The following is a 16,783-nucleotide window of genomic DNA, read 5'->3' on the forward strand; positions in this document are numbered from 1 at the left end:
GCGGCAGCGTCACCCGACAAAACCATAACCGTAGGTCGGATAAGCGCAGCGTCACCCGACAAAACCATAACCGTAGGTCGGATAAGCGCAGCGTCACCCTACAAAATCTTAACCGTAGGTCGGATAAGCGAAGCGTCACCCGACAAAACCATAACCGTAGGTCGGATAAGCGCAGCGTCACCCGACAAAACCATAACCGTAGGTCGGATAAGCACAGCGTCACCCGACAAAACCATAACCGTAGGTCGGATAAGCGCAGCGTCATCCGACAAAACCATAACCGTAGGTCGGATAAGCGCAGCGTCACCCGACAAAACCATAACCGTAGGTCGGATAAGCGCAGCGTCATCCGACAGCCCCGACAAACCCAAGTATCATTCTCAGGAAGCTGGTAATCAGTGGCTAAAAGTTTTATCTCGCTCAAAGGCGTAAAAGGTTGGCACCATTCCATTGCCGGGAAAATTACCCAGTTTTTGCTGGCGGGTATCCTTATTGCCTTTGGGGCGGGAGCCTGTGCAGGCTGGGGGCTGATTGACAGCTTCTCTTACCAGCAATGGGTACACCAGGCTGAAGCGAATGCCCAGATAATGACCTACATCGTGCGTAACGTGTATACCAATGTCGCGGTGGGGACCAGCTCTACGGGGCAAATAACCCGCATTGTTTCTGAACACAAATTGGGTGACCCCGACTCGGTAATCCAAACCGGCTACAACCCTGTCGATGTGCTGGCTCTGGCATCAGTGCAAACCCGTAACCCGACCTGGCTGTTCCTTTACACGCCTGAAAAAGGCTTCCAGGGCATCAGCAACAACTCAGAATCGCAAGACGCCAGTATCCGCTTCAAGGGACACCGCGCCACTGATGTGCTGGTTAACTACTATATTGGTTTTGCCACCATCAACGGCAAAGAGTGCTTTATCAGTGCCGTCCCTATTCTTGCGCCTTCAGGCGAAATCCTTGGCAGTTTGATCAGCAGCATTGGCAACAAAAGCCAGCTGTACGCGGCTTATGACGCGATGCTCAAAAAAACGCTGGTGATTCTGGCGCTGATTTTGCTCGGCACGCTGGCCCTGGTGACGCTGTTTATGCGCCGTCTGTTCCGCCCGGTACCGCTGTTGATTAACTCTTTGACGCGCATTGCTCATGAGCAAACCGACCACATAACCCCTTACTTAGATCAGGATGACGAAATCGGCCGGTTAGCAGCAGCGATTGAAAAACTCCGTATTGCGATGGTGGAGCGTGATTACCTGCAACGCATGCAGGATATGTCGCAAAAAATGGAGTACATGGCGCACCATGATTCACTGACCGGTTTCCCGAACCGCGCTTCCTTTAGCCAGGCGCTGGATAAATGTATCCGTGAAATGAATCAGAACGGGCAGCTATTCAACCTGTTGCTGATTGATCTGGATAACTTCAAACCGGTGAACGATACCTTCGGCCACTCGGCGGGTGATGAAGTGCTGATCGGCGTGGCACAGCGTCTTTCTTTGCTGTTAGGCCCAATGGATTTTGCCGCACGCTTAGGCGGTGACGAATTTGCGATTTTGCAGAGCGTGAAAGCAGACAATTGCCAGGAAGCGGGCGCGCTATCGCAAAAAATTGTCCGCGCGTTGAGTATTCCATTCACCTACGGCACCAACACATTCGCCATTAGCTGTAGCGTCGGCATTGTTACCGCCCCCGATCAGGGCAACAGCGCGACCACGCTGATGATTAACGCCGACCTCGCCTTGTATGCCTCAAAGCATAGTGGCCGTGGCTGCTACCACTTCTTTGAAGATGGCATGATGATGAAGCACACCAATAGCGTGTTTGTGAATCAGGAAATCATCAACGGCATTGATAACAATGAGTTTGTGCTGCACTACCAGCCGATTATCGATCTGGAAAATGAAACCGTTTGTGGCTACGAATCACTGATCCGCTGGAACCATCCGACCAAGGGGATGATTTACCCGGACTACTTTATTAATATCGCCGAAGAGTCCGGTTTAATTATCCGTCTTGGCGAATGGATTATTCGCCAGTCCTGTATGGCGGCGGCTAAGTGGCCAGAATCCACCAAAGTGGCGGTTAACATTTCGGCGTATCAATTACATGGCCCAGGCTTAATCGATATTATTATTGATGCCCTAAAACAGAGCGGCCTGGCGGCTAATCGCCTGGAAATTGAAGTCACTGAATCAGAAAAACTCGATCAGTCGATTGCCCTGCCGGTATTTAAGAAAATCCGTGAGATGGGTATTTCCATTGCAATGGATGATTTAGGCACCGGATATGCGGCGCTGGATTACCTGCTTATTTATCCGTTTACGCGTATTAAAATTGCCCGCACGCTGATTATGAAACTCGAGAAAGAGAGTGCCAGCCAATATCTGGTGGTGATGCTGATTCAGTTTGCGCAAAAATATGGCATGAGCGTGACGGCAGAAGGGGTGGAAACCGAGCAACAACGGACTATTTTGCGGCGTATTTCTTGCCAGAATGTGCAGGGCTACTATTACAGCCGACCGTTACCAGAAAAAGATCTGCAACCGACTTTTGGTAACCGAGTCATCGATGGGGAAATTTGCAATGCAGTCTAAGTCTTTGCTTTGCCATTTCTTTCTCGGGCTGCTGCTGCTGAGTAGCCCGTTGTGTCGGGCGCACAACCTGCATAGCAAGAAAACGCTCGAAAAAATAACCGAAACCAACACCATCTCGCTCGGCTACCAGGATGACGCCTTCCCCTTTTCCTATGTCGAAAACAAACAGCCAGCAGGCTATTCCATCGAGATTTGTAATAAAGTCGTTGAGGCGATTAAAACTAAACTGAAATTAAAAGATCTGAAAGTTCGCTGGATAAAAAGCAGCACCGCCTCACAGTTTGTGTTAATCAAAAACCATGCCACCGATATTATGTGTATTCCGGCTTTTTACTCTGAGGTGCGCCACCAGAAAGCTGAGTTTTCCATCCCTTACTTCTTCTCCAGCACCCGCTTTATTACACGTAAAAATAACCACACCGACACCATCGAAGATTTAGCCGGGCATAGCATTCTGGTCAAAAGTGGCACTATCTATGTTGAGCAATTGCATAATATAAACAGAACCAACGATCTCAACTTAAATATTGAACTGGATAACAATAACCGCGCCGCCTTTGAAGAAGTGCAAAGCGGTGAATTACCGGCGCTGGTTTCCAGTTCAGCGATCCTGAAAGGCATGCTGGCACTTTCCCCGGAGCCGGACTCATTAGAAATATCTGATGAAACGTTAAGCCCGCCGATCCCCGCAGGTTTATTACTGCCGCTCGATGACAATGAATTCAAAAGTTTCCTCGATGAAACGTTGCTGTCATTGATTACCAGTAAGGATTTTACCGCACTCTATCAGCGCTGGTTCCTGTCACCGATCCCGCCGAAAGCCATAAATCTTAATATTCCGATGTCGGCCGATCTCAAAGCACTGACCACAACAACGGCTAAGTATGTGTACTAATATGAAAAAGACATTTTCCAGCAGGCTTAAATTGTTGTTCCGAACGGTTTCGTGGTTGCCATTAATGTGTGTTCCCCATTATCTGGCAGCCGCCCCCACTTCCGTCACTCTTGAACATATCAAAGCAAGCCACATCATTAATATCGGCTATCGCCAGCTGGAGCCTTTTTCGTTTCGGGATAATAGCGGCGAAGTATCCGGCTACACCATTTCACTGTGTAATAAAGTCGCTGATGAAATAAAACATTCTCTGGGGCTGAAAAAGCTCGACATTCATTATATTCCCACATTGTTTACCGAGCGTGTTTCAGCACTTAACTCCAGTAAAATAGATTTTGATTGCAGTGTGAATACCGATGCACCTGAAAGACAAAAGAGTGTGTCGTTTTCCATTGATTATTACACGGCCAATATGCGTATTGTTTCGCTACGCCAAAACAATATTCAGACGCTTAATGACTTAAAAGGCCATACCGTTAGCGTGCCACGGGGCTCTAAAGATCTGTTAGAGTTGAATCGGGTAAATCGTGAGAAACATCTTAGTCTGTCGATTATTACCTCAGATACGGTGGCCGATGCTTTCGATATGGTGGCGCAGAAGCGCACGGCAGCAGTCGTGCTGGATGATATCCTGGCTTATCCATTCATCAACCAAAGCGAGAAGCCTGAAGCATTCACGGTTTCGCATGAGATTGTCGGTGAAAAGATGAAATACGCCATCATGATGCGCAAAGAAGATCCGCTGTTTGTGGCGTTTGTCGACAAAACGCTGGAGCACATTTTCGATTCACCACTGAATACTCAGTTGACCAATAAGTGGTTGACGCAAAAAGTGGTGTTAAAAAATTAAGCCTGGGAAATGGTGGATGTCGCTTACGCTAATCCACCCTACGAAAATATTCATCGCGGTGTTGTTGATATTTGCGGGCAGCACGTTACGTGCCGCCTGGGATTTCACCACCATTCAACAGCGCGCGGATAACCTCTATGGCCCTGCCAGCCCTGAGGGTGGTAAACGTATTGATGCCTGGCAGCAATTGCTTATGCAGCAACGCAATAAAAGTGAGTCTGAACAATTAACCGCGGTGAATCTCTTTTTTAACCAAAAGCTGCATTACCGCGAAGATAGCGATATCTGGAATAATATTGATTATTGGGCCACGCCGATAGAATCGCTGCGTAAAGGGGAAGCAGATTGCGAAGATTATGCAATCGCTAAATATTTCACATTACGCCAGTTAGGTGTTTCAGGCGAAAAACTACGGATTACTTACGTTAAAGCCATCCGTCTTAATCGCGCGCATATGGTATTAACCTGGTATGAAACACCTAATGCGATCCCTGTGGTTTTAGACAGTTTGACGAATAATATTTTACCCGCAACACAACGTGCAGATTTATTACCGGTTTACTCTTTTAATGATAGCGGACTGTGGTTACCTGGCAGTCAAAATAATAAACGTGTCGGGGATAGTAAGCACCTTTCTCGCTGGCAAGATGTATTGAAAAAAATGCGCGAAGAAGGATTCCCGATTGATGAATAGGATAAGCCTGTGTCACTTTTCAAACAGCTTCTGATAGCTATCTTTGTTTTTATGCTGATTATTTTCAGCGGCAGTTTTGTGGTTAATCTCGAAAGTTCGCGGGATCAATATACTAATCAGCTGCTGTCTCATGCTCAGGATGCCGCCACCGCATTAGGCCTGTCGCTGACCCCGCATGTTGACGATCCGGCGATGATTGAGCTGATGGTCAGTTCGATTTTTGATAGCGGCTACTACAATACGATTCGCATTGTTGACCAGAGCAACGGCAAAACCATTCTGGAGCGCAGCACTTCTACGTCTATCCCGGATGTGCCGCACTGGTTTGTCGGCCTGGTCGATGTGAAACCACAAGCGGGTGAAGCGACGATTATGCGCGGCTGGCAACAGGCGGCGCGCGTCGAAGTGGTCAGCAATCCGGTGTTTGCCATCAAACGTTTATGGGACAGCACGCTGGCAAATTTGCTGTGGATGCTGGCGTGTTGCGCCGTGTGTATTCTGGCAGGTGCCATGCTGTTGCGCCGCCAGTTACGCCCACTCAATTATATGGTGGAGCAATCACAAGCGATTACCCGCCGCGAATATCTGACGCAGCTCGATTTGCCGAAAACCCCAGAGCTGCGCCGTGTCGTCGAAGCGATGAACCTGATGGTCACCAAGCTTAAATCGCTGTTTGAGGATCAAGCTGAACACAGCGAACGTCTGCACAATGAAGCCTATCTCGACAGCCAAACCGGTGTTGCCAACCGCCGGGCGTTCGACCTGCAAATGCAGTCGCGTTTGAGCGATGAAGAAACCGCGCCGGGTTATTTGTTGCTGCTGCGTATTCAGGATCTCAGTGGCCTGAACCAGCGTTTTGGCGGCCCGCATACTGATAATTTGCTGAAGCATGTCGCCGATATGATGAGCGTGGTGAAAAGCCAGCACGCCAAGGCGGATAGTATTCTGGCGCGTATCCGTGGCGGTGAATTCGCGCTGCTGTGCCCGGGCGTGACGCACGCCGAGATGCTGAATTTGCAGCATGCCCTCACCCAGCAGCTTTCGGCATTTTATGCCACCGGCATGTCGGACATTAACCCGGTGGCGCATACCGGAATGGTGCCTTTTAATTCCGGCGATACGCCGCAGTCGCTGTTCGTGCAGGCTGACCGCGTATTAATCGAAGCCGAAACGCGCACCACACACCAGACAAACGATGTGCCCGCCATCGACAATGCCGCGACAGAAGATCAGCATTTGTGGTTTACCCGTCTTGATAATGCGCTGAGCCAACGGCAGTTCCAGTTATTCTTCCAGCCGGTAGTGGACTGTAAAAATCCGAAGAAAGTGATTCATTACAAAGTGTTGTCACGTATGGTGGATGAAGACGGCAATAGCATTACTGCCGGGCGTTTCCTGCCGTGGGTGCATCGTTTTGGCTGGAGCCATCGTCTTGATCAGGTGATGCTGGCGCTGACGTTGAAGCAGCTGAAAAGTTACCCGGGTTCGCTGGCGCTGAGTTTGTCGGGGCATTCGCTGGCCAATGAAGCCACGATTAAGCAGTTGCTGAACCCGTTGAAGGTCAATTCCGCATTAGCCAACCGGTTAATTCTGGAACTCGACGAAAACCAGTTGCCGGAGCCTGCGCAGATGGAAGTGTTTGTGAAGTCGCTGAATCAGTTTGGTTGTGGGCTGGGTTTGCAACACTTCGGTAGCCGCTTCGATATGATTGGCCATTTCTCGCAGTGGGGGCTGGCGTATCTGAAAATCGATTCCAGCTATATTCGCCATATTGATATTGAGAGCGATAAGCGCTTGTTTATTGATGTGTTGCACAGTGCCACCAACAATATCGATTTGCCGTTAATTGCCGAGCGTGTAGAAACCGCAGGCGAGTTGCGCGTGTTGCAAGAGGTGGGGATTTACGGCGCGATGGGCCAGTTGTTGGGGGAGCCTGCGCCGTTTTAATTTGGGTAAATGCCCTCACCCCGGCCCTCTCCCACAGGAGAGGGAGAAGACCGTCTTATCTCCTGGCTAGCAGGCTGTCTCTTAGTCATATCTCGCTCTGGCAATCTTGTCAGGGCGAGATCTGTTAGCCTCGCAGGTTTTCCGTTCACCCGTGCGTTCAGTTATCTCTTTAATTCCTGCAAACGGTGAACGTATCAAGGGGTTAACGCCAACCCCTTGATAATCCAGGCGCCCGGCAAATCAATCGCCGCTAAAGCGGTAAACACCGTTTTTCACCCAACATTCGGGGTCGTTCGCGATTCGTTCCAGACGATCGCTCTCTCACGTGGTTCCCGACCACGTGACCCCAACTGAAGGGTGAAAAACGGTGCGATGGAAGCCGGGAACAAGGTCAAAACCGGCCTGGTTTTTGACTTTGACCTTGAATTTCTGGTCCGGCTTAAATCGCCTGGTGAACGGAACCTTCTCCGAATTGGCAGGAACTGTTCTTCAAAGTTGTGACTAAGAGACAGCGCCCGCACCGTTCAATCCCCTCTCCCTCAGGGAGAGGGTTAGGGTGAGGGTGGTTTAATCACTAGAAAATTCCGTTATCGTCGCTATTCAATAAATCTTCCAGCCCACCTAATCCCTGGCGCGCCTGCGCACGGTTCATCAACTTCACCTGCGCCATCTCTGGCAAATCGGTAATGGTGATCACCCCTTTCTGAATCAACAGAAAAATCAGGTCATCCAGAACACGTACCATTTCCAGGTCGCTTTTTTGCAGTAGTTCACGATGCTGAACGTCATTCATTTTTAATACCTTAAATTGCCGGTGATTTCACCGCCCGGTGAAGGGCGGTGACTATCAATTAGTGAGTAATATGCTCAGGTTTTGCGATGAGGTGATCCAGCGAGTAGTGCGATGAGCCATGTGAATCCTGCCCCATATCCCCCGCGCTGTGCACCGAATGCGTTGGGTTTGCCGCATCGCCTTTGCCACCATGAGGTTCAGCGCCGCCTTTAATCAGCTGCGCAATGTCGCTCACTTCGTGCAGTTCATGAGCCAGCGAGCTGAGATCGTGTTTACTGTCGTGGCGGTCATCTTTTCCGGTAAAGACTTTAGGATCTTGCCCGCCTTGCAGGCCTTTACCGTCTGGATGCAGCGCAAAGGTAAGCGGTTCGTGGCTGTCATCAAACAGGTTGCTTAAACCATGATCATGCGCCGCCGCGTGATGGGCTTTGTCTGCAACGTCCGTTCGCTGGTCGCCGGAGTGGCGCGGTGGCTCTACCGTGACATCCACCGTCTGGTAGATTGGGGTTTGGTTGCCGCTGGCATCGTGCGCCGTCACCACGACCGTCACGTTGTTATGCCCGGCCGCAAACTCCGAGGTATGCACCGGAAGGTCATACTTCATTTCACCGTTTTCTAAGTAAATGTTGGTGTGGTGCGGCTTGCCGTTGATCATTGCCGTCACCTGGTCGCCATCCTGCACTTCACCGGTGATGTGGCCGGTAATATGGGTGAAGGTGTGACGGGCTTCGCGATCGCCATCAATGTGGTTATCACCGGTGACTTTATCTAGGGCGATCACCGCGTCGGCGTGGGTGTCGAGCTCAATATGGTGAGTATCAGTCGAGGTCGCCACGTTACCAGGCTTATCTTGCCCGGTGAGCGTGACATCAATCTTGTTATCCCCCTCTTTTAAGAGGTGGTTATCCACCGGAATTTCAAAGGTTTTCAGGCCATCATGCAGGGTATACACGCCTGGCAGTTGTGTGCCATTAAGCGTTAACGTCACGGTGTCGCCGTTCTGCGCATCGCCCGTGATTGTGCCTGTGACCAGGGTGGTAGGGTTGCTATGCTCCGCAGCATTCACCTTGTCGTCACCGGCAAGAGTGTCGATATGGATGCTGTTGGCCGCTTGCTGGTCGATGGTGATGTCGTTGGTTTTGACGACCGTTAAGGTATTGCCGACGTCATCTTCACCAGTCACTCGGTAGGTAATCGTCTGATCGGCAAGCAACTCTGAGGTAGCCACATCCAGTTTGAAGATGAACCCACCATGCCCATCACTGTGCAGCGCCGCAGGCAGTTCGTGGCCATTAACGGTAAGAATAACTTTGTCATTCTCTTTCACATCACCAGTGACTTTGCCGCTAATTTCCGTGGTGGCTTTGCCACTTTCGACAAGGTTAAGGATGTTATCTTGCGTGACGTTATCGAAGGTCAGCGTCACCACGGCGTGGTCGTCAATGCTGACCGCTTTGCTTGCACTCTGGCTAAAGTCATTACCGGCGTCGTCTTTGCCGGATACCGTCACCGTGATATCCGGGTGGTTTTGTAACTCCACTTTTAAATCGTCAGTTTTGACATCCAGCGAGTAGCCCAACTGCCCGTTCATATTCGGCAGTTCGATCACTTTAGTGTCATACGGGATGCCATTAAGTATCACCGTCACTTTGTCATCCACTGCGGCATCCCCACCGACAGTGCCGCTGATCCCGGTAAATTCTGCGCCCAGATCTTTGGCGCTGAGGATATTGTCACCAGAAACGGTATTAATGGTGAGGGTCGCGGCAGCAGCGAGGTCGGTTGAATAATGCTGTGTGGCGTGACCGACAGTGATGTTGTGAGCATCATCATGGCCGGTCACTTGCGCTGTGATGGTGTCGCCTTTCTTCAAATCATCAGTTAAGACATCAAGCGAATATTTCAGGTTGTCATCAATCTCAACGTCTTTATATTCCACGCCATTCACGTTCAACGTGACATGCTCATGCGGCTTCACATCGCCGGAAACATAGCCGCTGATGGTGGTTTTTGGCTGCTGGGTTTCAGCCAGGTTGAGGATGTTATCGTCAGTGACCTTGTCGATAAAGATATTGGCTGAAACGTCCGTATCCACGGTGATGGTTTTATCGTCGCTCACCGTCAAAGTGTTGCCCTGGTGATCATGCGCGGTGACGCTAACGGAGACCTGCGGGTCCTGGCGCAGATCGGCAATGCTGACTTTCTGGTTGAATCTCAACTCCCCGTTACTGTCGGTATGCACCTGGGTGGTCACCTGGTGACCGTTAATCATCAGCGTCACATTGCTGCCGTCATGGATGCCATCACCTTTGACGGTACCGGTGACGGTAGTCACCCCATTTTGGGCTTCGACAATGTTGATAATGTCGTCGCCCGCAATGGTATCGAGGTGAATTTCGGCCGTCACATCGGTATCAACCTGCACAGTTTTATGTGCATCCACTTTCATCGTCTTACCGTCTTCATTGTGCGCGTTGACGCTAACCGAAATATCCGGGTGATCCATCAAATATTGGGTATCGACTGCAATCTCATAGCCCAATTCACCAGGCAAATTAGGGCGTTCTTTAATCTCAACCTCAATATTTTGCGTGCCAATATGCAGCATGACGTGATCGCCAGGCTGCACATCGCCACTGACGGTGCCACGGATCACCGTTTTACCTGCCTCAGATTCGATTTGGTTGACAACATCGTTACCAGCAATCGGGCTGATGGTGATTTCCGCATGAGGTTTATCGTGATGCTCCGGCGTGTTATCCGGCGGCGTGGTATTGCCATTATTGTTAACGAAAGCAGGAAGATGCGCCTGGATATGATCAACTGCCGTCGTCGTGTTGCCGAACTTATCGGTGCTGGTGACTTCGATCTGGATATCTGGATGAGCGTAGACAATGGATGGAGAAACCGCATAGTTAAACCCTAAACCACCGCCCTTGAGTTTAATCACTTCGGTGTCAAAGGTCTTATCACCAATGGTTATCAGAACATGGTCATGCTCCTGCACATCCAGGCCTGTGACACGCCCCGTCACGTAATAATGGTCAGGTCCGTTTTCGTTATCACCATCGGCTCTATCGTCCGTAATGTGGACATCGGCACGCGTATCAACCACCACATCGTGGTCGGCTTCAGCCAGCACGGTGTTACCCACCTCATCGTAGCCGGTGACTGAGGCATGTATTGTCGGGTTCTCTTTAGAAATCAGATCATCGGTGCTGACTTCAATGCTGTAACCGAGGCCCTTAGTCCCGAGATCGATAACATCGCCGTAGTAGTGCACCCCGTTAACATCAAGAGTGACCTGATCCCCCAGATGAACGTCACCCGTCACCTGACCGGTGATGGTGGTGTGCGGCTGGTGCGCTTCGGCATTATTAATCACATCGTCGTCAGTCACCTTGTCAATGGTGATGGTGGCAACTGCCTGGTCATCGTGTTTGACGTCGTGATCGGCATGTACCGTGATGGTGTTTCCGGCGTTGTCCACAGTGCTGACGAAGGCTTCGATATGCCCGTCGGCCACCAAACCGGAGGTTTTCACCTCAACGGAATAACCGAGGCCGCCATTGAGATACTTCTGCGGTTCAACTTTGACGGTGTATTCATGGCCATTGACGAAAACATGTACCACATCGCCTTGATGGACTTCGCCACCCACGCTGCCGTAAACGGTGGTGGTCGGGTATTTTTGATCCAGTTGGTTAAGAGTATCGTCGCCAGAAACCGTGTTGATGGTCAGCGAAGCATCGGCATGATCGTCGATATTTATTGGCCGATATGCGGTGGCAGTAGCAACGTTGTGTGCATCATCTTCCACCGTGATGCTGGCGTGAATATTCGGGTCCTGATGAAGATCGGTGGTTTCTACCAGGATGTTGTAAACCATGTCGCCATTAGCATCCTGCTCAACTTTTCCTGGGTAATCATGGCCGTTGATCTTCAATACCACTTCGTCGCCCGGCTTCATTTCACCGCTCAGCGTGCCGCTCACCAGCGTGTAGTGATGGTTGAGCTCTTCACCATTTAAGGTGTCATCTCCCGAAACCTTATCAATGGTGATCACCGCTTCAACTTTGGTATCAACCTCCACTGTCCTGTCCGCCTGCGCGGTAGCCACGTTATTGGCGTTATCAGTGGCGGTGACAGAAGCGGTAAAGTGCGGATCAACCATCAGGTCGTGGGTGCTGACCTCTTTGGTCCACACCAGGTTGCCATTGCCGTCTTTGGTCACTTTCGCCGTCAGCTCATTGCCGTTAATCACCAGGTGGACATAATCCCCTTCTTTAACATCGCCGCCGACAGTGCCGGATACCGTGGTGAATTCGTGAGTTGATTCATCAGCGTTGATCTTATCGTCGCCGGCTACCGGATCGATGTTAATCGTCGCTTCCGCTTGCAGATCAATATCGACCTGGTAGGTCACGTCGATGTGATTTTCGTTACCGGCAGCATCGTGCGCCACTACATGAACCGTTGGGTAAGGGTCGGCCAGCAGATCTTTGGTGACCACATCCAGGCTGTAGCCCAACGCCCCGTTTTGATGGGGCAGCTGGATGACCGTGGTTTCATAGCTGATGTTATTGACGGTGATGAAGACTTTATCGCCAACATTAATTTCGCCGGTAATGGTGCCCGTGATGTGTGTGTGCTGCTGTTTTGATTCGAGGTGGTTAATAACGTTATCGCCGGTCACCAGATCAATGGTCGCATTGCCTACGGCGTGGTTATCAATATGGACGGTGTGAGTGGTGGTTTTGGTGACTTCGTTATCCAAAATGTCGTGGGAGGTGATCGTGGCTTTAAAGGTCACATCGGTATCAATCTTGCCGTAATTATCACTGAACGAGCCGCTATCAACCTCAATTTTGAAGCCAATTTTTCCGTTATCCAGAGCAATGACTTTGCCTGGATAGGGAATGCCATGAACCTCGATAACAATCTTATCACCGACTGCGGCATCGCCATCCACCCAACCCGTGATCATCACTTTGGGCTGCGCCAGTTCGTCGTGATTAAGCACGTTATCAACCGTCACTTTATCAATATGAATGCTGGCTGCCGCTTTAGTGTCGACCGCAATATCGTGCGTGTGCGTGGTAGTGACATAGTTGTCGAGCGCATCGTGGCTGGTGACAGACACTTCTACATTGACGAGCCCATCATGAAGCGTGCCCGCAGGCAGCGGAACTTCGTAATACAGATGGCCGCCAGCGTCGGTTTTCACCTCACCTGAATATTCCACACCTGCTACCCGCACCACGACCGGATCGCCATCTTTGGCATCCACGCCGGTGACGTCGCCGCGAATAATGACAGGCTGTTGAGATTCCGCTTTGCTAACCCAGTCTTCGCCCGCCACGGTATCGATGGTGAAATCGTTTACCGCAAAGTTATCAATATGCAGTGTGTGCGTGGTGGTAACGACAATTTCGTTATGCGCAAGATCATGGGAAGTAATTGTCGCTTTGAACGTGAGGTTTTCATCGATCTTGCCGTTATTATCAGCGAACTGCGCCGACGGTACGGCAATATGGTAGCTCAGGTCATTTTCGAGGTAGCCGGTGAATTTCATACCGTTAACTTCAATGACCACTTCATCTCCCGGCTTCGCATCACCACCGCCAACGCCACTGATGATGTGCTCTTTCTCATCCAGTTCAGCGTGGTTGAGGATATTGTCTGCGGTGACATCGTCAATGGTCAGCGTGGCGCTGGCGTGGTTATCAATATAAACCGTGTGATCGGTGGTCTGAATGGTCACGTTGCCCGCGGCATCGTGGGAGGTCACTTTGGCGTGCACATTGACGCTGTCGTCCACTTCACCTTTGTTATTGCTGAAAATTCGCGAATCAACCGGAATGCGGTAACCCAATGTACCATTGCCGATATCAAACACTTCCCCGGTAAAATGATTGCCATTAATGTCAATATCAACGCGATCGTTAACCGCCGCATCACCATCCACCACACCGTGCACCCACCACTTCGGCGCGCTCAGTTCATTGTGGTTGAGGATGTTATCGTCAGTCAGATCCTCAATGGTGATGGTGGCATTGGCGTGGTTGTCGATCTGAACTTTATATTCCGTGGTTTCCACCACTTCGTTACCCGCCGCGTCGTGTGCTTTGACGCTGGCAATCACTTTGACAAAGCCGTCCACTTCACCTTTGTTATCGCTGAATACGCGCGGGTTGACCGGGATGTTATAGCCCAGTTGATCATTGCCGATGGCAATCACTTCGCCACGGAAATGCGTGCCGTTAATCACCAGATCAACCACATCACCTTCACGGGCATCACCGCCGACCACGCCATGAATAAACTGGGTTTTCGCTGCCAGCTCATCATGATTGAGGATGTTATCTTTAGTGACCGCGTCAATGGTGATGGTGGCGTTAGCGTGGTTATCAATATAAACCGTGTGTTCGGTGGTCTGAATGGTCACGTTACCCACATCATCGTGGGATTTAATGGTGGCATGGACTTTAACTTTGCTGTCGATTTCCCCCTGATTACGGCTAAACGCCGCAGAGTCGACTTGAATGTTATAGCCTAATTCCCCATTACCGAAATCCACCACGGTACCGGTGAAATGGTTGCCGCGAATATCAAGGTCGACCACATCTCCCACTCGCGCATCGCCGCCGACATTGCCGTGAACAAACTGTTTCGCCGCATTCAGTTCATCGTGATTAAGCACGTTGTCTTTAGTGACATCATCAATGGTGATCGTGGCGTTAGCGTGGTTGTCGATTTGAACTTTATGTTGTGTTTTTTCAATCACTTCGTTATCAACGGCATCGTGCGAAATAACGCTAACGCTGACTTTCACAAAGCCGTCCACTTCACCCTTGTTATTGCTAAAGTCGTGTGGCTCGACCGCTATCTGGTAACCGAGTTGATTCGGGCTGATGTAGATGACTTTTCCGCTGTAATGCTTACCGTTAATTTCCAGATCAATGGCATCACCTTCGCGGGCATCGCCCCCGACGGTGCCGTGAACCCACTGCTTTGCGGCGTCCAGTTCACTGTGATTAAGAACGTTGTCTTTGGTGACGCTATCAATGGTGACGGTGGCTTCAGCCTGGGTGTCGAGCACCAGGTTCTTGTGTTCGATTGCCGTGGCTTCGTTACCCGCCGCATCATGGCTGGTTACCTGAACCTGAATGTCGTTATTGCCTTCTTGTAGCAGATTGCTCGGTACCGGGATTTCATAGCGCAACTGGCCGTTATCGTTGACCACCACGCCGTGGAAATCACGGTCACCGACGGTCACCGTTACCGGGTCGCCTGCTTGCGCATCACCGCCCACAACACCGGTCACCATCGTCGGCATACGCGATTCGTTGCGGTTGACGATGTCATCGTTGGCAATGGTTTCGATAGTAATCGAATTATGAATATCGAAATCGAGATCAACATGGTGATCGCTCGACGCCTGAGTGGTGTTTCCGGCTTCATCAGTTGAGGTGACGGTGGCGTGAATATTTGGGTCAGTCAGCAAGTCTGGGGTTAATACGTCGATGCGATAACCCAGTGCGCCATTCCCGAGGTCGATAACCACGTCGCTATATTCGTGGCCATTCACCAACAGGGTAATTTTATCGCCTGGTTTGGCATCCCCGCCGACGGTGCCGTGAACGGAGGTTTTCGCTTCATGGGATTCAGCGATATTAATCACGTTATCAGCGGTAACATCATCAATGGTGATGGTGTCGTGCAGGTCGACGATATCAATCAGCGCATCGGTAGTGCTTTGCGCGGTGCGACCGGAGATATCCGTAGCCGTGGCGATAACGTTAATTTCGCCTTCCGCAAGAGCGGTTAAATCGGGGTCCGCCGTCCAGTGCCCGTCTTTAACATCCACCTCAAACGTCAATGTGTTTTTTTGGCTATCAGTGAAAGTCAGCGTGACATGTTTCTGGTTACTGGTGCCGCTAATGTGGGCGTGGTTTATTTCATTTTTGTTAACGTAACCGTCGTTGCCCGCGAATTCGTCGATGTGAACCTGCGGAGGTAGAACCGGAGGTGAGCCAGCGTTTAAGCCGCCTTCAGGTAAGTTATGTTCCCAGGTCGGCGCGCCCAGCCCCTGAGTATTAAAACCGGCTGTTGGATCAACAACCTGCGCGGTTAAATCTAATTGCACCAGAGTATGGCCGCCACCACCGCCTTCAATTTGCACGGGCGCTTGGTTACCCGCGGCGGTCGCTTCTAATGATTGTGTTGGGTCAGCACCGTCGGCAATAGCTTTTTGCAAGGCGGCGACATCTTGCGTGTCATGTGCGGCGCTGCTTACCGCATTCAGGCCATGCTCTGTCCAGTGGCTATTACGCCCAAGATCCAGCGTTTTACCATCCGGTAAAGCGACGCTAACCGCTCCGCTGGCACCCGTGACAATTTCCTCACCACTGTAGATTCTGTCACCTTCTTTCAAGAGACGCTGTGAGCCATCGGCTTCGATGACATAAACCTGACCAATGACTGCTTTGATTACACCGAGTAAATTGCTCACCGTACCCTCTCGAATTATTTTGGATTTTATTAGTATTGTTTTTCGATAATTTAAATAATTAATAACATTATTCTTTCATTCACTAAATATCGCCAAATATAGCCATAAATGCCCATTAATGGACATTGCTCATTTGGCGCTAATTTATAAATGTAGAAAAAAACACAGTTATTAGAATTCTATTATCGTGCGCTTGACTGAGTTCTAAATATAATCAAAAATGACACAAAGTGAAACATCACATTACAGAACATTAAATTTCATTTCGAATGAAAGTCTGTTTAATTCCTGACAGATAAACACCGCGTGTTAATTGATATGATGTTTCGTGTTAAAAACAGAAATGGAATTCCCCAAAATAATTCGAGTTGCATGAAGGCGGCAAGCGAGGGAATCCCGATGAGCTTACTAAGGTAAGTGATTCGGGTGAGTGAACGCAGCCAACGCATATGCAGCTCGAAGAATGAAGGGGATATAAAGCGTGATATAGGGATA

The 16,783-nt window shown here is 50.2% G+C and carries 6 protein-coding genes and 1 pseudogene; 5 read left to right on the forward strand and 2 right to left on the reverse strand.

The window, feature by feature from the left end; genetic code table 11:
• Nucleotides 1-398 precede the first annotated feature (398 nt).
• From EC843_RS10025 to lapD, 5 genes are read left to right on the forward strand one after another with little or no spacing between them, the layout of a single operon-like run.
• Nucleotides 399-2,594, forward strand: coding sequence for an EAL domain-containing protein (locus tag EC843_RS10025; protein ID WP_064543703.1), 2,196 nt, complete (start codon nucleotides 399-401; stop codon nucleotides 2,592-2,594).
• Nucleotides 2,584-3,489, forward strand: coding sequence for an amino acid ABC transporter substrate-binding protein (locus tag EC843_RS10030; protein ID WP_133522179.1), 906 nt, complete (start codon nucleotides 2,584-2,586; stop codon nucleotides 3,487-3,489). The genes EC843_RS10025 and EC843_RS10030 overlap by 11 nt, the downstream gene beginning before the upstream one ends.
• A gap of 1 nt (nucleotide 3,490) precedes the next feature.
• On the forward strand, nucleotides 3,491-4,339 hold the full coding sequence (locus EC843_RS10035) for an amino acid ABC transporter substrate-binding protein (protein ID WP_064543700.1): 849 nt from the start codon (nucleotides 3,491-3,493) through the stop codon (nucleotides 4,337-4,339).
• 16 nt (nucleotides 4,340-4,355) lie between these two features.
• Complete coding sequence (lapG, locus tag EC843_RS10040) at nucleotides 4,356-5,033, forward strand: cysteine protease LapG (RefSeq protein ID WP_133522181.1); 678 nt, start codon at nucleotides 4,356-4,358, stop codon at nucleotides 5,031-5,033.
• Between the two features lie 9 nt (nucleotides 5,034-5,042).
• Entirely contained in the window at nucleotides 5,043-6,980 is a 1,938-nt protein-coding gene (gene lapD / locus EC843_RS10045) for a cyclic di-GMP receptor LapD (protein WP_121814965.1), read from the forward strand.
• A 574-nt stretch (nucleotides 6,981-7,554) separates the two neighbouring features.
• On the opposite strand, the pseudogene EC843_RS10050 reads toward lapD, so the two are convergent.
• A pseudogene (locus tag EC843_RS10050) lies at nucleotides 7,555-7,746 on the reverse strand (hypothetical protein); the annotation flags it as partial.
• 85 nt (nucleotides 7,747-7,831) lie between these two features.
• Nucleotides 7,832-16,288 carry a retention module-containing protein gene (locus EC843_RS10055; protein ID WP_133522182.1) on the reverse strand — a complete coding sequence of 2,819 codons (8,457 nt, stop codon included), beginning with the start codon at nucleotides 16,286-16,288 and terminating at the stop codon, nucleotides 7,832-7,834.
• Nucleotides 16,289-16,783: the final 495 nt, after the last annotated feature.

The sequence above is a fragment of the Buttiauxella sp. JUb87 genome (assembly GCF_004361975.1).
Classification (GTDB): Bacteria; Pseudomonadota; Gammaproteobacteria; order Enterobacterales; family Enterobacteriaceae; genus Buttiauxella; species Buttiauxella ferragutiae.

Bases quoted from the DNA above. Each gene is read 5' to 3' on its own strand.
- EC843_RS10035 (WP_064543700.1), top strand. From the start codon at position 3,491: ATGAAAAAGACATTTTCCAGCAGGCTTAAATTGTTGTTCCGAACGGTT.
- lapG (WP_133522181.1), top strand. From the start codon at position 4,356: ATGTCGCTTACGCTAATCCACCCTACGAAAATATTCATCGCGGTGTTG.
- EC843_RS10030 (WP_133522179.1), top strand. From the start codon at position 2,584: ATGCAGTCTAAGTCTTTGCTTTGCCATTTCTTTCTCGGGCTGCTGCTG.